Below are 20,748 nucleotides of genomic sequence, written 5' to 3' on the forward strand. Positions count from 1 at the left end.
ATGGCACTACTTGAAGTTCGTGACCTGAAGGTCCAGTTTGACACCCCCGATGGCACAGTGACCGCTGTGGACGGGATCAGTTTTGACCTCAACAAAGGCGAAACGCTGGGGGTTGTGGGGGAAAGCGGATCCGGCAAGTCGCAGACCGTTTTCGCGATCATGGGGCTTTTGGCGCAAAACGGCCGGGCCTCTGGCTCGGTCAAGCTCGATGGGCAGGAAATCCTGAACCTGCCCACAGCGCAACTCAACAAGATCCGCGCGGAAAAGATCGCAATGATCTTTCAGGATCCGATGACCTGCCTGAACCCGTTCCTGCGGGTCTCGGACCAGATGGCCGAGGTGCTGACCCACCACAAGGGGATCAGCAAGCGCGAGGCGGTGAAACAGGCGGTCGACATGCTGGATGCTGTGCGCATTCCCGAGGCGAAAAAGCGCATCACCATGTATCCGCATGAGTTTTCCGGCGGGATGCGCCAGCGGGTAATGATCGCCATGTCGCTTCTGTGCAAACCGGACGTGCTGGTGGCGGATGAACCCACAACCGCGCTTGACGTGACCGTGCAGGCGCAGATCATGGACCTGCTGGCCGATCTGCAGCGCGACTTCAACATGGCGATCATTCTGATCACCCATGATCTGGGTGTCGTGGCAGGGTCGTGCAAGGAAACGCTGGTCATGTATGGCGGGCAGCAGATGGAATATGGCACCACCGAGGGCCTGTTCGAGATGCCGACCCACCCTTACACGATGGGCCTTCTGCAGGCGGTTCCCCGGCTGGATATCGAAAGCGCGCGTCTGGCCACCATCGCGGGCAGCCCTCCTAACATGATGAACATGCCCAAAGGGTGCCCGTTCTCGCCGCGATGCGACTTTGCAGATGATCGTTGCGCCGTGGAACGGCCGACACTGGATGGTGTCGCGGGCCGTAAGGTGCGGCGCCGCGCCTGCCTGAAACCGCTGGAGGACCTGGCATGAAGGACATGAACAGCAAAGACCCGCTCCTCACCGTGCGGGACCTGAAAGTCTGGTTTGATATCAAACGCGAGGGCGCCATGCCCTGGACGCCGTCTGATACGCTGAAGGCCGTGGATGGGGTGGATTTCGACCTGATGCCGGGGGAAACTCTGGGCATTGTGGGCGAAAGCGGCTGTGGCAAGTCCACGCTGGCGCGTGCCATCATGCGGATGGTGCCCGCCGAGGCGGGGACCGCTCTGTGGCTGGGCGATGACCTGCTGACAATGTCGCGGCGGGACATGAATAAACGCCGCAAAGAGATGCAGATGATCTTCCAGGATCCGCTGGCATCCCTGAACCCGCGCATGCCCATCGGCCAGATCGTGGCCGAACCGCTGAAAACCCATTTCCCGGACATGTCCGGGTCCGAGGTCAAGCAACGTGTGCGAGAGGTGCTCGACCGGGTCGGCATTCTGCCCAACATGATCAACCGCTACCCGCATGAGTTTTCCGGTGGGCAGTGTCAGCGCATCGGTATCGCCCGCGCGCTGGTGGTGAAACCGCGGATGATCATCTGCGACGAACCGGTTTCGGCGCTGGATGTGTCGATCCAGGCGCAGGTGATCAACCTCCTGATGGACCTGCAGGAAGAAATGGGCCTTTCGCTCATCTTCATCGCACATGACCTTTCCGTGGTGAAACATATCTCAACCCGCGTCATGGTGCTCTATCTGGGCAATGTGATGGAAATCAGCGAGGCCGAGCAGCTCTATCGCGCGCCGGGTCATCCCTACACGCAGGCGCTGATCTCGGCGGTGCCGATCCCGGACCCAAAAGCCGAAGCCTCGAAACAGGTGATGCTGCTGGATGCCGATCTGCCCTCACCACTCAACCCGCCGTCAGGCTGCGTGTTCCGCACCCGCTGCCCGCATGCAAAAGAGATCTGTGGTCAGGAAAAACCGCGCCTCACGGATCGCGGCAATCAACAGCAAGTGGCCTGCCATCTGCTTTGAGCCACCCGAGATCACACATCAAAAAAGCCCCCACCTGACCGGTGGGGGATTTTTCATGTCCCGCGCTTCGCTTGGGATCTGCCTCCGGCGGGGATATTTGTGACAAGAAAAAAGACCGTCCTGGCAGCCTCTTTTTCTTGCTGGAAATACCTCGGGGTGAGCCTCGAAGAGGCGAGGGGCAGCGCCCCTTTTTGAATGAGGTCAGGTGGCCCGTCTTTGGCGGTGCCGGGTCAGTCAGGTGGGGGTGGCGGGAAACCCGATTGCATTCAGCAGCTCAATCACCCGATCCGTTGAAAGCCCCGATACGGCCACCTGACGATTTTCCATGTCAAAGCTGATCTCAACCCCGTCACCAGCCCCCTCGAGCGCTTTGGTGATCGAGGCTTTGCAATGGCCGCAACTCATGTCGGGGACGTTGAATTTGGTCATGGTTCTGCTCCTATTGGCAGTTCGATAAAGTGAGAGAATTTCGCAATGAGAGTATCAGGTCAAGCGCAGCTTTGCCCCTTGACCTTTTGTCACATCAGCCAATTGGGGTTTGTTGCATAAGTGTTGAAAATGATCTGGCGTCCCAAGCTAAATATAGTGTTCCGAGTGGGGGAAGCGCTTGAACAAACCCGTGCCGGTGCCGGATTTTTTTGATCTGCCACCACCACATAACGCCTTTTGGTTGATGAAGGTCAAAGCGGTTTTGTGTAGGTCAGTTATGACAAAATCATCCCCGCCCCCATGGTGTTGGGCGGGGCAACCGGCTTCTTCAGGAGTGCGCAATGGACGCCCACCCGCTCAACCTGCTTTTCAACCCCCGTTCCGTTGCGGTGTACGGGGCCAGTGTGACCTCGAATTCCGTAGGGGCGCTCACCTATGCCAACCTTCGCGAAGGGGGATTTAAGGGCAGGATTTTCCCGGTAAACCCGAAATATGAGACATTGGATGAGGTGCCCTGTTACGCCCGCACAAGCGATCTGCCAGAAGAGGTGGACCTGGCCGTGATTGCCACTCCGGCCCGGGTGGTGCCAGCTATTCTGCGCGATCTCGGGGAAGAAGGGATCAAGCATGCGATTGTCCTGTCCGCGGGCTTTGGCGAAGGGGCGGCGGACAAGGCGCAGGGCAAGCGGCTTGAGGCCGAAGCGATCGCCGCCGCGCGGAAATACGGGATCCGTTTCCTGGGGCCGAACTGTGTCGGGTTGACCCGTCCATGGCTGGGGCTGAACGCGTCTTTCCTGCGCACCCAGGCCCCCGAAGGGCGGCTTGCGCTGGTGTCCCAGTCCGGGGCGCTTCTGTCTGCCATTGCGGATTGGGCCGGCCCGCACCATTCCGGGTTTTCGGCCATGGTCTCTTTGGGCAATTCGATCAATATCGACTTTGGCGATGTGGTGGAGTTTCTGGCGACCGACCCCAAGACCGATGCCATTTTGCTTTATGTCGAAGGGTTGCGGGATGCGCCCGGCTTCCTGTCCGCTGTGCGCCACGCCGCTCGGATGAAACCGGTGATTGTCGTGAAATCGGGCCGCCACGCGGTAAGTGCCGAAGCGGCCCACACCCATACTGGGGCGCTGATCGGATCGGATGCGGTGTTTGACGCGGCCATCGAACGTGTCGGTGCCGTGCGGGCCGATACGCTGGGTCAGCTTTTTGCCGCCGCCGAAATCCTTGCCAACTCGAAAAAAGCCAGCGGAAAGCGGCTTTGCATCGTGACCAATGGCGGCGGGGCCGGGGTTTTGGCGGCCGATCGTGCGGTGGATCTGGGGCTCGAACTTCCGCCGCTGTCGGACAAGACGAAATCCGCGCTGGATCAGGTGCTGCCCCCGTTCTGGAGCCACGCCAACCCGGTGGATATCTTAGGCGATGCAAGCCCCGAGGCCTATCATGCGGCGGTCAAGGCCGCGATGGCGGATCCGGACAATGATGGCGTTCTCGTGCTCCTGACCCCGCAGGCGATGACCTACCCGACCGCCGTGGCCCGCGCGGTGATCGACGCGTTGCCGAAACGGCGCAAAAAGCCGGTTCTGGCCTGCTGGATGGGTGAAAGCTCGGTGCTGGAGGCACGCAAGCTGCTCAGCGAGAACGGGGTGTCTGATTTCCAGACCCCGGAACGCGCGGTTGAGGGGTTCAGCTATCTGGCAAAGCACCATCGCAACCGCAAGCTGGCGCTGGAAATGCCGCGCGCGCTGCCGCCCGAAGCGCAGCCGGATTATGACGGGGCACGGATGATCATCGAAGGCGCCCTGTCCGAGGGGCGCAAGATGCTGTCGGATACGGAGAGCAAGGCGCTTTTGCGCGCGTTCCACGTCCCGGTGAATATCACGATCGAGGCCACTGACCCACGCGCCGCATTGGTGGCTGCGGAAACGGTGGGCTTCCCGGTGGCGATGAAAATCAACTCGCCCGATATCACCCACAAGACCGATGTGGGGGGGGTCAAGATCAATATCGCCCATGCGGCCAGCGTGAAACGGGCGTTTCATGAAATTGTCGCCAACGCGCGCAGGGCGCTGCCCGAGGCCGCCATTCACGGTGTCACGGTTGAGCCGATGGCGCAGTTGCGGCAGACCCGCGAGCTGGTGATCGGCGCCAGCCGTGATCCGGTGTTTGGCCCCACCATCCTGTTTGGCGCGGGTGGCACCATGGTTGAGGTGATGCGCGACAGCGCGGTGGCGCTTCCTCCGATCAACTCGGTTGTGGCCAACCGTCTGATCAACCGGACCAAAGTGTCCAAGGCGCTGGACCGGTTCCGGGATTACGCCCCGGTGGACCGGGCGGCGGTGGTTGATGTGCTGAAACGCGTCTCGAAGATTGTCAGCGAGTTGCCAGAGGTGCTCTCGCTCGACATCAACCCGCTGATGGCGGGGCCGGATGGGGTGCTGGCTGTGGATGCACGTATCGAGGTGGCCCGCCCGCCTGCCAGTGACGGGATCTATGATCACCTGGCGATCCATCCCTATCCGCGCCACCTGATGCGCCAGACCTATCTGACCGATGGCACGCCGTTGATGATCCGCCCGATCCGCACCGATGATGCGGACCATGTGCAGGAGTTTACCCGCAACCTGTCGGAAGAGGCGCGACTGATGCGTTTCATGGGGCAGGTGAACGAGCTGAGCCCGGAAATGCTGGTGCAATTCACTCAGCTCGACTATCGCCGCGAAATGGCATTGGTCGCCATGGCCGAACTTGACGGGAGCGAGGTGCAGGTTGGCGTGGCGCGCTATGTGATCAACCCCGACGGGCGGACCTGCGAATTTGCGGTCGCGGTCTCGGACCAGATCCAGCATCAGGGCCTTGGCACCAAACTGATGAAAGGCTTGTTCCATGCCGCCAGCCAGCATGGGCTGGAAGTGATCGAAGGCTCAGTTCTGAAGAAAAACGAACCGATGCTGCGATTGATGAAAGAGCTGGGTTTCACCCAGCGCCCCGATCCCGATGACCGTGAACTGGTGATCGTGGAGAGGTGGATCTGACGGTCCGTAAAGGTGCCGTTGCACCGGACAGACCAAAAAGAATGAGGCAGAGGTAAGGGAGGACCAGATGCTGTCAATGATATCACACCCGGAGTGCCGGGATCATGACGCAGGGGCGATGCACCCGGAAACCAAGGAACGGCTGGATGCGATCATGAACCAGCTGATCATGTCGGGGATGGATTACGTGATCCGGCACCGGGACGCGCCGCTGGTCACCCGTGAACAGCTCGAAAGGGTGCATGCGGTTGAATACCTTGACCGGGTCTATGCGATTGCGCCGGGCGAGGGCATGCAGTCGATCGAAGTGGATGGCGACACGGTGATGAGTCCTGGCACGCTGCGCGCCGCTGAACGCGCCGCCGGGTCGGGGGTGATGGGGGTCGACCTGATCATGTCCGGCGAAGCCAACCCGATCTTCTGCGCCGTGCGCCCGCCCGGGCATCACGCCGAACGTGCCGAGGCGATGGGCTTTTGCCTGTTCAACAATATCGCCGTCGCCGCCGCCCATGCGCTTGAGGTCCACGGGCTTGAGCGTGTCGCGATTATCGACTTTGACGTGCACCACGGCAATGGCACCGAGGAGATCTTCAAGGGGGAGCCGCGCGTGCTGTTCTGCTCCAGCTTCCAGCACCCGTTCTATCCGTTTACCGGGCACGAGAAGGAAACCGACAACCTCGTCGATATTCCCCTCTCCGCAGGGGCCGGCAGCACCGAGTTCCGCGAGGCGGTGAGCGACCACTGGTTGCCGCACCTGCATGATTTCAAACCGCAATTGGTGCTGATTTCAGCCGGGTTCGATGCCCATACCGCAGATGACATGTCGTCGGTCAATTTGGTGGATGCAGATTACGAATGGGTGACGCATCGCCTCAAGGAGGTGGCGGATCAACATGCTGACGGGCGGATCCTGTCGATGCTTGAAGGCGGGTATGAACCGGATGTGCTGGCGCGCTCCGTGGTCAAGCACCTGAACGTATTGCTGGGCTGATCGCCCGGCGTATCCGCCCGAAAGGGCGTGACACCAGCAAAGGAAAAGAGGCGCATTATGGCATTCCCGATCTCTCCCGGCGTGTTTTTGCAAGACAACCGTTGCCCGCCCGAATGGCTGGGGAAAGGGGTGGTCCTGTTTGTGGGGCCGTTTACAAAGGGACCCGTGGGCGTGCCGGTCAGTGTAAAAACCGCGTTTCAGGCAGAGCTGATTTTTGGTGTTGATGATGGCACTTTCGTGACGGCTGCCGCACTGCGCCAGTTTTTTGAACAGGGCGGACGCACGGCCAAGGTGCTGCGCGTGGGCATCGGTCACCCAACCCCGGCACATTTGAGAGCCGCAGACAACAGCCGCGTGCAGGTGTTGCCGGCAGAGGATCTTGCGGCGGACCTGATCGCTGGTCAGGTCGGCGCAGGGGCGGACAGGGGGACCGGCGGCGGAACGGGCCAATCTGATTTCGACCCCGGCCCGGATCAAATTCTTCCCGGCCAATCTGGGTGGGAACAGGCGCTGGCCACCCAGATGAAGGCCCCGTGGGGCACGCCTGAAGATGGGCTTTCTGTCCTGCGCGAGCTTGCACCCGGACGGGTGGAAATGATGGTCGCCCCCGTGCTGGCCTTCCTGCCGATGGCAGAGGTCCGTGCGATCTATCGCAAGCTGCATGCGCTTTGCGTTGAGAAAGATATCTTTCTGCTGCTTGATCCCCCGACCTGCGCGGATATTCCCGTGGATCGGTGGTTTGACGGGGTCGGGTTGGGGCGCAGCCAGCATGCGGTTGCACTGGGCAATCTGATCACAGAAACTCATGCCTCCGCGCGGGTTTTGCCCCCCTCCGGGGCCGTGGCGGGGCTGTTTGATCGCGTCGCGCGGCAGCGTGGGGTCTGGGCGCCGGTTACCGGCAAACGCTGCTCTCTGACCGGGATGGGCGTGGCGCCGGGTGGATTGGATCCCCGCGCAGCACGGTGCAATATCAATGTGCTGCGCGATCTGGGAGAAGGCGTGGTTTTACCTCCGGATGGAGTGTTCAGCCGGGCCGGGCATGATGCCCCCCGGCTGCGGGGTCTGAGATTGCTGCGCAAAACCCGGCTGACCCTGCGGGCGGAACTGGTGCGCCTGATGGTTGCACGGGATGTCGACAGCCGCCGATCTGAAGCGCGGTTGATTGCTGGGGCGTTGATGACACAGCTCTGGGCGGATGGCGCCCTGAAAGGGGCCAAACCGTCCGAGGCCTTCCGCGTCTCAACCACGAAACCAGCTCCTGACAGTGACCTGTTTGAACTTTGTGTCGGGCTCGCACTTCAGAGCGCGGGAAAGTTTCACTGGGAGGCCATCAAAGTGGACGCACGGGGAAACTGAACGGCACTGAGGGACACTGAGCGGCGAGGAGGGACACTGTGAGCGGCGAGGAGGGGCACTGGAGGACGCGCGGCGTGGTGAACTCAGCTGAACCGATCCGGGGTCAGGGTGCGGACGATCTCCTCCGGCAGATCCGGCTGACGCCCCGCAACAAGGTCCGCCAGCAATTGTGACGCGGCAGGGGCGGATTGCATCCCGTATCCCCCTTGTCCGGCACACCAGATAAAGCCCTGATCCGCCGGGGCAGGGCCCAGCACCAGCGACCGATCCGGTGCAAATGTGCGCAACCCTGCCCAATTCGCCAGTATTCGTGTGACAGGTGTCGTGACATGCTCTTCGTAACGGGCAAGGCCCTCGGCCAGCACCATGTCATCCGCCCAGGCATCCTGCGGGGGCAGGGGATCTGCATCAGCGGGTGACACGATCAGCGCGCCCGCATCCGGCTTTGCATACCAGCTTTCCCCCGCTCCCATGAACATTGGCCAGTTGCTTACATCCTGCCCATCCGGGGCCGGCAGGCGGGCCATGGAGCGGCGATAGGCCTGCAGCCCCACCGGAGCGACCCCGGCCATGTTGGCAATGTCATCCGCCCATGGACCGGCGGCATTGACCAGAATATGCCCGTCATGGCACCCGTTTGTGGTTTCGACCTGCCAGCCATGTGTCAGGCGGGTGATGCCGGTGACCCGCGCCCGTGTTTGGATCTCTCCGTTCTGGCGCAGCTCTCGGGCAAAGCCGTTCAGCAACAGGTCGGTATCCAGATCCCACGCATCGGGGTGATATCCTGCGCCGACAATCAGATCCGTGTTCAGGATCGGGACCAGATCATGGGCGTCTTCTTTCGTGATCCGGGGCAGACGCAATTCTGTCAGGTCGTCTTCAAACAGGCTTTCCTGTCCTTCGAGGGCAAGCACCATCAACCCGCGCGGGGTCAGCACATTTGCCGCCTCGTGATGGGGGCGTGAGGCCTGGCTGAGCAGTTTGACACTTGTCGTGCCGTAATTCTCTTCGAACATTGCCGCAGACCGGCCCGAGGCATGGTAGGCCAGACCCTCTTCCGCTTCGAGCACCAGAACGCGACCCAGGCTGGACAGGCGGGCGCCTGCGGAAATCCCGGCAATGCCGCCGCCGATAATGATAAAGTCAAACATGTTCTTCCAAACGATCCGTTGCAGGGGGCGGGGATTGGGTGAGGGCGGACAGACGCGCATAGAGGGCATCGTCCATCGGGTATTCCAACCCCTCAAGTGAGGGGCGCAACTGCTCGGCTGAGCGGGCGGAAAGGATGGGGGCAGGGCGCGTTGGGTGGGCCGCAGCCCAGGCAACGGCCAGGGTGGCTGGATGGGTGCCGAGGGTTCTGGCGATCTCGCTCACCCGCTGTGCCGCATGGTGCATCCAGCCCGGCCCATAACGGATGGCATAATCATCGTCTTCGGTCAGCCGTCCAGCCCCACCTTCGGCATATTTCCCGGTCAAAAGCCCGCCGCCAAGCGGTGAATAGGTCAGCGGCAGGATGCCTTCGGCGGCGCACATCGGCAGGATCTCTACCTCGGCCTGACGTTTGACCAGGGAATACATCGGTTGCAGCGCATCAAGTCTGGTGCCCATGGAATGCGCGATGCACTGGGCTTTCATCGCCTGCCATGCGGCATAGTTTGAGACGGCCAGATAGCGCACCGCCCCCTGCTGCTGCAACTCGGCCAGGGTTGCGATCTGCGCCTCGAGCGGCAGGTTCGGGTTGAACCGATGCAAATAAAGGAGGTCGATCACCTCCTGCCCCAGCCGCCTGCGTGACAGGTCAAATTCTTCGCGCAATGAGGCCAGATTGTCGGGAGTTCGGTAGCCGATCTTGGAGGCGATGATCAGGCGCTCGCGATGGGGTTTGATCAGGGCGCCAAGGATCTTTTCCGATGCGCCGCCAGTGTAAAGATGGGCCGTGTCAAAATGGGTGATGCCCGCCTCAAGACAGGCGTCAAACATCGCCGCCGACGCGGCCTCGTCGGCCTTGGCGCCAAATTGCATCGTGCCAAAGGCGCAGCGCCCGGCGGGTGTGCCATCAAGAGAAATCAGTTCGGTCATGGCGCGACACTGCCTTGGAATTGTCGGAAGGAAAAGGGAAAAACCGCCCTCGTGCAAAGACGAGGGCGGCAAGCGGGCCGCCGGTCGGGGACAGGTCAGGAAGACATCCGGCGGCCCAACTTGTTTCGATTGTGTCAGTCCTGCAGCAAGGCGGGGGCCGCGTTGCGGCTGTCGTGGCCAGACGTGCAATCCTGACCGGCCGGGGAAAACGCGCTGATCCCTTTCAGGGGCAGAGCGATGGCGATGAGGACGGAAAGAAGCAGGGCTTTTTGCATGATGAAGGTCCGGAGTGTGCGTCTGAAACTGATACGCGGCACAAAGGTGTTCGTTCAGGCCCATATATTCATGATGCGGAATGTAGTTGGATTTCCGTCGCGTCCTGACCAAGAAAAAAGCCCCGCACAAGGCGGGGCTTTCGAGGATCCTGAAACAGGAGATCAGTTTGACGGGATCTCTGCGTCAATGCCTTCGACGTAGAAATTCATGCCAGCCAGCGTACCGTCATCTGCGGTTTCACCATCAGCCAGCCAGACGCTGCCGTCCTGCTTGTTCAGTGGGCCGGTAAAGGCGTGGTATTCGCCCGAGGCGAGCTGGGCAACCAGTGCTTCGGCCTCAGCCTTCACCTCAGCCGGAACCGCATCGGTGATCTCACCAATGCCCACCATGCCAGCGCCGATGCCGTCCCAGGTGGCAACCGACTGCCAGGTGCCATCCATCACGGCTTTGGTACGGGCGACATAGTAGGGGCCCCAGTTGTCGATGATCGATGAGACGCGCGGGAAGGGGGCGTATTCCGCCATATCCGAGGCCTGACCGAAGGTGATCACGTTGCCGGCTTCCTTGGCGGCAGCCTGCGGTGCGGTTGAATCGGTGTGCTGCAGGATCACGTCGGCGCCTTGCTCGATCAGGGCCTTGGCAGCGTCCGCTTCCTTGGTCGGATCAAACCAGGTGTAGGCCCAGATGATCTTGAACTGCACATCCGGGTTCACCTTCCTGGCGTGGATATAGGCCGAGTTGATGCCGCGGATCACTTCCGGGATCGGGAAGGAGGCGATGTAGCCAATGGTGTTGGTCTTGGTCATCTTGCCCGCAATGTGGCCCTGAACCGCGCGACCTTCATAGAAGCGGGCCGAGTAGTTCGACACGTTCGGCGCGGTTTTATACCCGGTGGCATGTTCAAATTTCACGTTCGGGAATTTCTGCGCGACGTTGATGGTCGGATCCATGTAGCCAAACGAGGTGGTGAAAATCAGGTCTGCCCCGGCCAGCGCCATCTGGGTGATCGCACGTTCCGCATCCGCCCCTTCCGGCACGCTTTCCTGATAGATGGTCTCAACCTTGTCGCCAAAGGCTTCTTCCACGGCCAGCCGGCCCTGATTGTGTTCATAGGTCCAGCCGCCGTCACCCACGGGCCCCACGAAAATGAACCCGACTTTGGTCTTGTCTTCGGCTTGCGCCGCGCCCGCCAGGCCCGCGACCAGTGCTGCACCGGCCAGCAGTGATTTCAATGCACGCATATTATTCTCCCTTGGTGGATTGAGCAGTTTTCGATTGGTTTTCTTTGTCCGCCTCCGAGGCGGAATTCGCAAGTTTTTTCTGGATGTTGGTATCGGCCTCAAGAAGCGCCGTGGTGATGATGGCGCTGGGCACGGCAATCACGCCCAGCCCCAAAAACAGCACAAATGTGGTAAAGACCCGCCCGCCTGCCGTGATCGGAACCATGTCGCCATAGCCCACGGTGGTAAAGCTTGCCACCGCCCACCACAGGCTTTGCGGGATCGAGGAAAACACCTCGGGCTGGGCGTCATGTTCGAAGATATAGATCCCGACCGAGGCCACATAGAGCATGAGGCCTGCAATGATGCCAAAGATTGCCAGCTCGCCGCGCACTTCCTGAAAGGCGGTGGCCAGCCGCTCCATCGCGTGGCTGCCGCGAAACAGTTTGACAAGCCGCATCAGACGCAGCAGGCGGAAGATCCGCACCGCCTGCCATTGCGGGGTCAGAAGGGCGATGGCGGGCAGAATGGTGAGCAGATCGACCAGCCCCCAGAAGCTGAAGATATAGCGCAGCCGGGGGCGGGTGCAGATCACCCGCAGAAGATATTCAGCGGTAAAGATCCCCAGAACCAGCACTTCGAAGCCAAACAGGATGTGACGCAGGTTCTTGGGTAGCCCCGGTTCGGTCTCCAGCGCAATCGCCAGCGCGGACAACAGGATCAACGCATCCATGCCGCGCGCCACGATCCCCCCGAATGTGGGGTGGCTGCCGTCCAGGATGTCGATGACCTCTTGCCGTTTCACGTGATTGCCTGCGCCTTAATGTGTTGCATGGAAAATCCTGCCAAGGGCCCCCGGTGCGCCGTGATCCCCTTTCATCGAGATCGCCACGAGGACGAGAATTGTGATGACGAAGGGGGAGCTGGCCAGCACTTCAACCGGGATCGGCACACCCGCCGCCTGCAGGTTCAGCTGCAGCACCGAAATGCCGCCGAACAGATAAGCGCCCAGCAGCACCCGCCAGGGGCGCCAGGAGGCAAAGACGACAATCGCCAGCGCGATCCATCCTGCGCCAGCTGTCATCCCATCCACCCATTGCGGCACCCGCACCAGAGAGATATAGGCCCCGCCCATCCCTGCACAGGCGCCACCGAAGGCAATCGCCATCAGGCGCACCCGGATAACCTTGTAGCCCAGCGCATGGGCGGCGTCATGGTTTTCCCCCACACCGCGCAGGATCAGGCCCGCCCGTGTATGGGTCAGCCCATACCAGACCACCGCAATCAGCAGCACGCTGAAATAGACCATCGGGTCATGCCGGAACAGGACCGGGCCCAGAACCGGAATATCAGCCAGCAGAGGGATCTCAAATTTCGCCAGCGTCTCGACCTTCATCCCCTCGTAGGGTTTGCCAATCAGTGACGATAGTCCAAGACCAAACAGCGTCAGCCCCAGCCCGGTTGCCACCTGATTTGACAGGAGGTACTGGGTCAGCACGCCAAACAGCATCGACAGGCCCGCCCCGGCCAATGCGGCCGCCAGGAACCCGAGGGCGGGGTTTTCACTGTTGATCGTCACCGCAAAGCCCACCACGGCACCGGTGATCATCATGCCTTCGACACCCAGGTTCAGAACGCCCGCTTTCTCGACCACCGCTTCGCCGATTGCGGCCAGCAGGATCGGAGTGGCCGCCACCATAAGCGAGGCCAGAAGCAGGAGTGGATTGATCTGTGACAGGTCCATGATCTTTCCTCCTTACACGGGTTTTGCCGCAAAACGGATGCGGTAATTGGTCAACATGTCCATCGCCAGCAGGAAGAACATCAACATCCCCTGAAACATCTGGATCGCAGCAGCCGGCAGGCCCAGCATCAGTTGGGCCAGCTCTCCGCCAATATAGGTCAGCGCCATCAAAAGCCCCGCCAGCAGAATGCCAATCGGGTTCAGCCGGCCCAGAAAGGCCACGATGATTGCGGTGAACCCGTAGCCCGAATTGAAATCAATCGAGATCTGGCCCGCAGGTCCCGATACTTCGAACAGCCCGGCCATCCCCGCAAGTGCTCCGGAAATGCCCAGGCAGAACAGCACCAGCCGGGTGGGGTTCACACCGGCAAAACGGGCGGCACGGGGGGCTTCTCCGGTCAGGCGCACCTGAAAACCCAGCATATGGCGGGTCAACAGCACATAGGCAAAGATCACTGCGATAAAGGCAAAGACCACCCCCCAATGCATACCCGTGTTTGCGATCAGGTCGGCATTATAGGCGGCTGGAAAATCGCGGAAATTGCGCGAGCCGGGAAAGCCCATTCCGTCCGGGTTTTGCAACAGCCCCTGTGATACTGACGCAAGCAGCGCCTCGGCCACATAGACCAGCATCAGCGACACCAGGATCTCATTTGTGCCAAACCGCACTTTCAAAAAGCCGGGGATCATCGCCCAGGCCCAGCCTCCCAGCGCGCCCGCAAGGACCATGGCCGGGAAAATCAACGGGTTGGTGGTGGGGTAAAAGGCAAGCCCCACTCCGGCCCCGCAGATGGCCCCGATGATGTATTGCCCTTCGGCGCCAATGTTCCAGACACCCGCGCGAAAGCCCAGCGACAGCCCGATCGCAATCAGGATCAGCGGGGCGGCTTTCACCAGCAGCTGGGGGCGTGAATAAGGCCCGAAAGTTTCGTGAAACAACGGATCCCAGAAAATCGTGCGAATGCTCTCCAGCGGGTCCTTGCCCAGCATCCAGAACATCAGCCCCCCTGCAAGCATCGTCGCCACAACGGCCAGAACAGGTGTCAATGTGGCCCAGGCCCGCGACGGCGAGGGGCGTTTTTCCAAACGGATCATGCGGCGGTCTCCTCTTCACCGTTTTCTTCCCCGCCGCCCATCATCAGGCCGATGGTTTCAACGGTCAGCCCTTTGGTTGGCACCGGCTCAGCCAGTTTGCCTTCGTAAAGGGCGGTGAACCGGTCCGAGATTTCCAACAATTCGTCCAGGTCCTGACTGATCACGATCACAGCCGCGCCCTGCGCTGCAAGATCCAGAAGCGACTGGCGGATGGCTGCCGCTGCGGATGCATCCACGCCCCAGGTGGGCTGGTTCACCACCAGAACCTCGGGTTTTTGCAGCACCTCGCGGCCAATCACGAATTTCTGCAGATTGCCGCCGGACAGGGAGCGGGCGGCATTTTCCGGGCCGGGGGTGCGCACGTCAAAGGCCTTGATCACGTCGCGGGCGAAGGTTTCGGTCTTGCCCCAGCGCAGGAACCCCCGCTTGGTCAGGCGTTGACGCACGGCTGCGGTCAGCAGGGCGTTTTCGGTCAGGCTCATGTCAGGCGCGGCGGAATGGCCAAGGCGCTCCTCCGGTGCGGACAGAACCGCCAGGGCGCGGCGCTCATTCGGGCGCAGATTGGCAATGCAGGTGCCCTTGAGGCGCACCTCCCCATGAGACAGCCACGCCTCACCGGACAATGCCGACAGGAATTCGTCCTGCCCGTTGCCTGCAACGCCGCCAATGCCCACAACCTCTCCTGCCCGCACGGTCAACGAAATGTTCTTGAGGTCGGTGCCAAAAGCAGTGTGGGATTTCAGGCTGACCTGATCCATTTCCAACACCACCTTTCCCGGCTCCGAGGGCTCTCGTTCCGGGACATGCAGACTGGTCCCCACCATCATCTCAGCCAGTTCGCGTGCGGATTTCCTGCGCGGATCACAGGTGTCGACCACCTGACCATGGCGCAGGATCGTGGCATGTTCACACAGGGCGCGAATTTCCTCGAGCTTGTGTGAGATATACAGGATCGCGGTGCCTTCTGCGGTCAGTTTGCGCAGGGTTTTGAAAAGGATTTCAACCTCTTGCGGGGTCAGGACCGAGGTGGGTTCGTCCATGATCAACAGTTTCGGATCCTGCAGAAGACAGCGGATAATCTCGACGCGCTGCCGTTCCCCGGCCGAAAGCTCCCCAACAATGCGCTTGGGGTCAAGCGGCAGGCCGTAAGCCTCGCTCACCTGTCGGATCTGGGAGGTCAATGCGCGCGGCTTGGGCGGGTTGTCCATGCCAAGGGCGATGTTTTCCGCCACGGTCAGCGCGTCAAACAGCGAGAAATGCTGAAACACCATCGCCACGCCTGAAGCGCGCGCCGCGGCCGGGGTGTGGGGGGCAAAAACCTGCCCCTTCAGGCGCATCTCGCCGCTGTCCGGTTTCACCAGCCCATAGATCATCTTGACCAGGGTCGACTTTCCAGCGCCGTTTTCGCCCAGAAGGGCGTGGACCTCTCCCGGCAGAATGGAAAAGGACACATCGTCATTGGCCTTGACGCCCGGATAGGCTTTGCTCAGCCCCTCAAGCGTCAACAGCGCGTCCAGCGCGCGCATCTCCTCCATCGGTCGGTATCCCCCTGTTATGAAACCCGTTTTGGTTCGTCTCATCAACCGCGCCTTTCATTAGCGCGGTCGCCACCCCAATCGCAATGGCTTGCGGGTGTTTGCCGAGGCTCGGATCGCCGATCGGGCAGGTTATTTGATTGATTTGTCCGTTTCCATGGCCAAGGTCCCGCAGCCGTGCCTGAAAACGCGCCCATTTGGTGGCAGATCCGATCAGCCCAAGCCCGCCATGGCCGTGCAGGAGAATCGCATGACAAAGGTCGAGGTCAAGTTGATGCGAATAGGTCAGCACCAGATGCTGCGCGTGCTGCGGAGCGTAGAGAACCAGCTCATTTGGGGCAGCGGCTGGCAGTGCCGTGACCCCGTCCGGGATCTGTTTAGGGAACCGCTCCGGTCCTGTGTCCACCCATGTGATCACAAAATCAGGCAATGGGGCGAGCGTGTTTATCAAAGCGCGGCCCACGTGACCCGCTCCGTAAATCCACAGCGGTTGGCGGGCGGTCGTAATTGGTTCGATCATCCACCCCTGCACCATCTGGGCCGTGGGCAACACACCGCGGTCGCGCGCCTGCTGCAGGGCGCGATGCACTGCAAGTGGCGGGTCTTTTTCATGAAGGCTGCGTGCGTAAACGCTATTATTCTTCAATGGCTTGAGGCTATCAAGATCGAAGTGCTCGCTCAAAAGACTCACCGCCCCTCCGCAGCATTGCCCAAGGGCCGGACCCAGCGGGTAGCGGTCAAATGTGCGGCCCCCCTTTAACAACTGGCGGGCCTTTCGGGCCGCGCGCCATTCCAGCTCTCCACCGCCAATGGTGCCTGATTGACCCTCCGCCCAGACCAGCATCGCTGCCCCGGCGTCGCGGGGGGCGGATCCCTTGACCTCTGCCACCACCACCCGCACCACCGGGCCGTGATCACAAATGGCGCGTTCAAGGGTGGGGAGGTCGAAACTCATGATTGCACCCGTCCGATTGCGGCCAGCACCTCTTCGGCCGTGGCGGGGGCGTTCAGGTCATGAAACCCCGTGCCGCAGGCCGCAACCGCGTCTGCCAGCGCCAGCCAAGCCGAAATGCCCAGCATTAAGGGGGGCTCTCCCACGGCTTTAGAGCGGCCCACCGTGTCTTCGGGGTTCGGTTCATGCCAGAGATCCACGGTGAACTGGCGAGGCCGGTCGGAACTGGCGGGGATCTTGTAGGTCGAGGGGGCGTGGGTGCGCAGTCGACCGGTGTCGTCCCAGACCAGTTCTTCGGTGGTCAGCCAGCCCGCGCCTTGCACATAAGCCCCTTCGACCTGGCCGATGTCCAATGCGGGGTTCAGGCTGTTTCCGGTGTCGTGGATGATGTCCGCGCGCAGGATCCTGTTTTCGCCGGTGAGGGTGTCAATCACCACTTCGCTCAGCGCGACCCCATGGGAAAAGTAGAGAAAGGGGCGCCCGCGCCCGGCGGTGCGGTCCCAGCTGATTCTGGGGGTTTTGTAAAACCCGGTGGCGGACAGGCTGACCTGGGCAAGATAGGCCATCTGGGCGGCTTCGGCGAAAGATAGCGGCGCACGTCCTGCGGCCTGCACCCGCCCCTCGGTGAACACCACATCCCCCGGGGCCACCGACCAGTATGTGGCGAGGTGGGCGCTGATCCTGTCGCGGATGGTCAGGCAGGCCGCGCGCACGGCCATCCCGTTCAGGTCCGACCCGCTTGAAGCCGCCGTGGCCGAGGTGTTGGGGACTTTGTCCGTGTCCGTGGCGGTGATCCTGATTGCGGACAGATCTACCGCAAAGACCGAAGCCGCCACCTGCGCCACTTTCTGAAACAACCCTTGCCCCATTTCGGTGCCGCCATGATTGAGGTGAACAGAGCCGTCCTGATAGACATGGACAAGCGCGCCGGCCTGATTGAGGTGGGTCAGGGTGAAGCTGATCCCGAACTTGACCGGCACAAAGGCCAACCCTTTTTTCAAAACGGGGTTTCGGGCGTTGAACGCGTCGATGCCTGCGCGCCGTTTCACATATTCCGCACGTTCAAGGAGCGCCTCGGTCATCGCCGGGATGTGAAAGCCTTCGATCTCCTGCCCGTAATGGGTTGTCTGTCCGTCGGCGTAGAAATTCACCTGCCGGACTGCGATCGGGTCGAGCCCCCTTGCGCGCGCCACATGGTCCAGGATCCGCTCAATCCCCAGCACGCCCTGCGGCCCGCCAAAGCCACGAAAGGCGGTGGCGGACTGGGTGTGCGTTTTCAGGCGGTGGCTGGTGATTTCCACGTTTTCAAGGTGATAGGCGTTGTCTGTATGCAGCATGGCGCGGTCGGCCACGGCCAGCGACAGGTCCTGCGCCCAGCCGCAGCGCGCCATCTGCGTGATCTCAAGCCCGAGGATCTTGCCCGCCTCATCCACGCCCACGCGATAAGCGATACGGAAGTCATGCCGCTTGCCGGTGATCATCATGTCATCGTCGCGGTCATAGCGCATCTTGCAGGGGCGGCCGGTCTGACGCGCGGCAATCGCACAGGCCACGGCCAGCGCATTGCCCTGGCTTTCCTTGCCGCCAAATCCGCCACCCATACGCCGGGTTTCGACCCGCACCGCATGCATGGGCCGGCCAATCGCATGGGCCACTTTGTGCTGGATTTCGCTGGGATGCTGGGTTGAGCTGTGCACCAGCATGTCACCATCTTCACCGGGAAGGGCAAGGGCGGCCTGACCTTCAAGATAGAAATGCTCCTGCCCGCCCATCTCGAAGCGACCTTCGAGGATGTGGGGGGCGTGTTTCAGGGCCAGGCTGGTGTCGCCGCGCGACCAGATCACCGGGCCCTCTTCGAACCGGCTGTCGGCGGCCAGCGCCTGATCAATGGTCAGGATCGCGGGCAGGGGATCAATGTCGATCTGCCCAAGGCGCGCCGCCTTGCGGGCGTTCAGGTGGCTGTCGGCGACGACCAGAAAAATCGGTTGGCCGAGGTAAAATACCTCATCCACCGCCAGCAGGGGCTCGTCATGGGTCGAAGGCGAGACATCACTTTCAAAGAGCAGATCGTCAGCGGTCAGCACCGCGACCACACCGGGTGCGGCGCGCACGGCGGCAAGATCCACCGCGGTGATCTTGCCACGGGCCACATCCGACAGACCGAAACAAAGGTGCAATGTGCCGCTGGGCGTCGGGATGTCATCCACGTAACGCGCGGCTCCGGTCACATGCAGATGGGCCGCGTCATGCGGGAGCGGTTTTCCGATACTCATGACGTCACCTCCAGCACATTGGCGGCGGTGCCGTTTTCCTCTTCGAAATAGCGGATCAGCATGTTCTGGGCGGTTTTCAGGCGATATTCTGCACTGGCGCGCATGTCCGTCAGAGGTGTGAAATCCTGTGCAAAAGCGGGCAGGGTGGCGGTGATGGTGGCACGGGAAAAGGGCTTTCCCATCAAGGCCTGTTCCACCGCTTTTGCCCGTTTTGGCGTGGCTGCCATGCCGCCAAAGGCAATACGGGCGCCGGTGATCTTTCCGCCTTCCACGGTCAGGTTGAACGCGCCCAATACGGCGGAAATATCCTGATCAAACCGTTTTGAAAGCTTGTAGACACGCAGTCCCCGCGCGTGGCGGGGCAGGGAGATGGCTTCGACGAACTCGCCCGGTGCGCGGTCCTGTTGGCCATAGGCGATGAAGAAGTCTTCCAGCGGGAGGGTGCGCCGGGTGCCCCCCTTGTTCAGGGTCAATTCCGCGCCGACCGCAATCAGCGGTGGGGGGCAGTCGCCAATGGGGGATCCGTTGGCGATATTTCCGCCCAGCGTGGCCACGTTGCGCACCTGTTTCGAGGCAAATCGGCGCAACATCTCGGCGAAATGCGGGTGGTGGTCCGCCAGCAGTTGTCGGGTGCGTTCGATGGTCACACCCGAGCCGATGCGGATCTCGTCCTCACCAACATGGATATTGTGCAACTCCTTTACGCCGCCCAGAAAAATCACCGGGTCCAGATCCTGAAGCCCCTTGGTGGCCCAAAGGCCCACATCGCTGGCCCCGGCAATCAGGGTGGCGTCGGGCCGGGCGGAGCAGGCCGCTTGCAATTCAGCCAGGCTGCCTGGGCGCTGGGGGGCATGGGTGGGATCCGGCAGGCAGATATTCGGCACGCCAAACCCCTCGGGGACGGGGTCCTGCCACGCTTTTTCCGCCGCGCGAATGATCGGTGCATAGCCGGTGCAGCGGCACAGGTTGCCCGCCAGAACGTCGTCGTGATTTCGATCCCCGGTCAGGTGAGAGGTGGCCAGGGACATCACGATCCCCGGCGTGCAGAACCCGCATTGCGACCCGTGTTCCTCGATCATCGCCTGTTGCACCGGGTGAAGCTGCTGTTCACGGGCGACCCCTTCGACAGTGGTGAGTGACTTGCCGTCCAGTTGCCCCATGAAAAGGATGCAGGCATTCACGGCGCGCGCGCCTTCCTCGTCGGCCAGCATCACCGTGCAGGCGCCACAATCCCCTTCGTTGCACCCTTCCTTGGTGCCAGTCAGCCCACGCGTTTCACGCAACCAGTCCAGCGCGGTTTGCGCCGGGTTCACGCCCGACACATGCACACTCTCTCCGTTCAGAAGAAAGGTGATATCCATGGAATAATCCCGCCGCCTTACCCTGTTGTGGTCCCGTTTTGAGCGCCCTCGATGCGGCGTAGATTGCGCGCGGGAAAATACTGTTAGCAAGGTAAGCGCAGAAAAATTGATCGGCAAGAGATTCTTGCGGCTTACTGTATGCGGTGGCATACATTTCGCATATATCAAGGGGTTTCATGATGTTGACCGCTCTACACCACGTCCAACTTGCGATGCCGAAAGGGCAGGAGGGACAAGCCGGTCGCTTTTATGCCGACCTTCTGGGGCTGTCGGAGCGACCCAAACCCGCAAGTCTTTCCGGGCGGGGCGGCGTGTGGTTTGAAAAGGGCGCGCTGCGATTGCACCTTGGGGTCGAGGAGGGTTTCGCCGTTTCTACACCGCTGACCCGTTTGGCAACCGGATTGAAATTCTGGAAGCAATCTGACTTTCGCTAACCGG

General features: G+C 61.4%; 18 protein-coding genes. 6 read left to right on the forward strand and 12 right to left on the reverse strand.

Features of this window, described 5'->3' with window-relative positions:
* Positions 1-975: an oligopeptide/dipeptide ABC transporter ATP-binding protein gene (locus tag AKJ29_RS04150; protein ID WP_055188199.1), complete on the forward strand. Its 975-nt coding sequence runs from the start codon at positions 1-3 to the stop codon at positions 973-975.
* The gene (gene oppF / locus AKJ29_RS04155) at positions 972-1,967 is read left to right on the forward strand and encodes a murein tripeptide/oligopeptide ABC transporter ATP binding protein OppF (protein WP_409360017.1); all 996 of its coding nucleotides are present in this window, start codon (positions 972-974) and stop codon (positions 1,965-1,967) included. Before AKJ29_RS04150 ends, oppF begins: the two co-directional genes overlap by 4 nt.
* Before the next feature lie 234 nt (positions 1,968-2,201).
* On the opposite strand, the gene AKJ29_RS04160 is transcribed toward oppF, so the two are convergent.
* The gene (locus tag AKJ29_RS04160; RefSeq protein WP_055188201.1) at positions 2,202-2,396 is read right to left on the reverse strand and encodes a heavy-metal-associated domain-containing protein; all 195 of its coding nucleotides are present in this window, start codon (positions 2,394-2,396) and stop codon (positions 2,202-2,204) included.
* Positions 2,397-2,737: 341 nt separating this feature from the next.
* On the opposite strand from AKJ29_RS04160, the gene AKJ29_RS04165 reads away from it, so the two are divergent.
* The 3 genes from AKJ29_RS04165 (at position 2,738) to AKJ29_RS04175 (ending at position 7,775) form a co-directional block, all read left to right on the forward strand.
* Complete coding sequence (locus AKJ29_RS04165) at positions 2,738-5,428, forward strand: bifunctional acetate--CoA ligase family protein/GNAT family N-acetyltransferase (protein ID WP_055188202.1); 2,691 nt, start codon at positions 2,738-2,740, stop codon at positions 5,426-5,428.
* Between the two features lie 67 nt (positions 5,429-5,495).
* Entirely contained in the window at positions 5,496-6,419 is a 924-nt protein-coding gene (locus AKJ29_RS04170) for a histone deacetylase family protein (RefSeq protein ID WP_055188204.1), read from the forward strand.
* A 57-nt stretch (positions 6,420-6,476) separates the two neighbouring features.
* Complete coding sequence (locus AKJ29_RS04175) at positions 6,477-7,775, forward strand: hypothetical protein (protein WP_055188206.1); 1,299 nt, start codon at positions 6,477-6,479, stop codon at positions 7,773-7,775.
* 83 nt (positions 7,776-7,858) lie between these two features.
* On the opposite strand, the gene AKJ29_RS04180 is transcribed toward AKJ29_RS04175, so the two are convergent.
* The 11 genes from AKJ29_RS04180 to AKJ29_RS04225 form a co-directional block, all read right to left on the reverse strand.
* A complete protein-coding gene (locus AKJ29_RS04180; RefSeq protein WP_055188208.1) occupies positions 7,859-8,926 on the reverse strand; it encodes an NAD(P)/FAD-dependent oxidoreductase in 1,068 nt (355 codons plus the stop codon).
* The gene (locus AKJ29_RS04185; protein ID WP_055188210.1) at positions 8,919-9,854 is read right to left on the reverse strand and encodes an aldo/keto reductase; all 936 of its coding nucleotides are present in this window, start codon (positions 9,852-9,854) and stop codon (positions 8,919-8,921) included. Before AKJ29_RS04185 ends, AKJ29_RS04180 begins: the two co-directional genes overlap by 8 nt.
* Positions 9,855-9,988: 134 nt before the next feature.
* Positions 9,989-10,129, reverse strand: coding sequence for a hypothetical protein (locus AKJ29_RS19615; RefSeq protein WP_161805372.1), 141 nt, complete (start codon positions 10,127-10,129; stop codon positions 9,989-9,991).
* Between the two features lie 162 nt (positions 10,130-10,291).
* Positions 10,292-11,371, reverse strand: coding sequence for a BMP family ABC transporter substrate-binding protein (locus AKJ29_RS04190; RefSeq protein WP_055188212.1), 1,080 nt, complete (start codon positions 11,369-11,371; stop codon positions 10,292-10,294).
* Position 11,372: 1 nt separating this feature from the next.
* On the reverse strand, positions 11,373-12,155 hold the full coding sequence (locus AKJ29_RS04195; protein ID WP_074963581.1) for an ion transporter: 783 nt from the start codon (positions 12,153-12,155) through the stop codon (positions 11,373-11,375).
* Between the two features lie 15 nt (positions 12,156-12,170).
* On the reverse strand, positions 12,171-13,094 hold the full coding sequence (locus AKJ29_RS04200; RefSeq protein ID WP_055188214.1) for an ABC transporter permease: 924 nt from the start codon (positions 13,092-13,094) through the stop codon (positions 12,171-12,173).
* Between the two features lie 12 nt (positions 13,095-13,106).
* On the reverse strand, positions 13,107-14,189 hold the full coding sequence (locus AKJ29_RS04205) for an ABC transporter permease (protein WP_055188216.1): 1,083 nt from the start codon (positions 14,187-14,189) through the stop codon (positions 13,107-13,109).
* On the reverse strand, positions 14,186-15,715 hold the full coding sequence (locus AKJ29_RS04210; RefSeq protein WP_055189010.1) for an ABC transporter ATP-binding protein: 1,530 nt from the start codon (positions 15,713-15,715) through the stop codon (positions 14,186-14,188). Before AKJ29_RS04210 ends, AKJ29_RS04205 begins: the two co-directional genes overlap by 4 nt.
* Positions 15,684-16,679, reverse strand: coding sequence for a xanthine dehydrogenase accessory protein XdhC (gene xdhC, locus AKJ29_RS04215; protein WP_074963582.1), 996 nt, complete (start codon positions 16,677-16,679; stop codon positions 15,684-15,686). Before xdhC ends, AKJ29_RS04210 begins: the two co-directional genes overlap by 32 nt.
* Positions 16,676-18,949, reverse strand: a complete 2,274-nt coding sequence (xdhB, locus tag AKJ29_RS04220) for a xanthine dehydrogenase molybdopterin binding subunit (RefSeq protein WP_055188218.1) — start codon at positions 18,947-18,949, stop codon at positions 16,676-16,678. Before xdhB ends, xdhC begins: the two co-directional genes overlap by 4 nt.
* A complete protein-coding gene (locus AKJ29_RS04225) occupies positions 18,946-20,310 on the reverse strand; it encodes a xanthine dehydrogenase small subunit (protein WP_055188220.1) in 1,365 nt (454 codons plus the stop codon). Before AKJ29_RS04225 ends, xdhB begins: the two co-directional genes overlap by 4 nt.
* A gap of 179 nt (positions 20,311-20,489) precedes the next feature.
* Here AKJ29_RS04225 and AKJ29_RS04230 point away from each other — a divergent pair, with 179 nt between their 5' ends.
* Positions 20,490-20,744 carry a VOC family protein gene (locus tag AKJ29_RS04230; RefSeq protein WP_235477262.1) on the forward strand — a complete coding sequence of 85 codons (255 nt, stop codon included), beginning with the start codon at positions 20,490-20,492 and terminating at the stop codon, positions 20,742-20,744.
* Positions 20,745-20,748: the final 4 nt, after the last annotated feature.

This window comes from Aliiroseovarius crassostreae (assembly GCF_001307765.1).
Taxonomy (GTDB): domain Bacteria; phylum Pseudomonadota; class Alphaproteobacteria; order Rhodobacterales; family Rhodobacteraceae; genus Aliiroseovarius; species Aliiroseovarius crassostreae.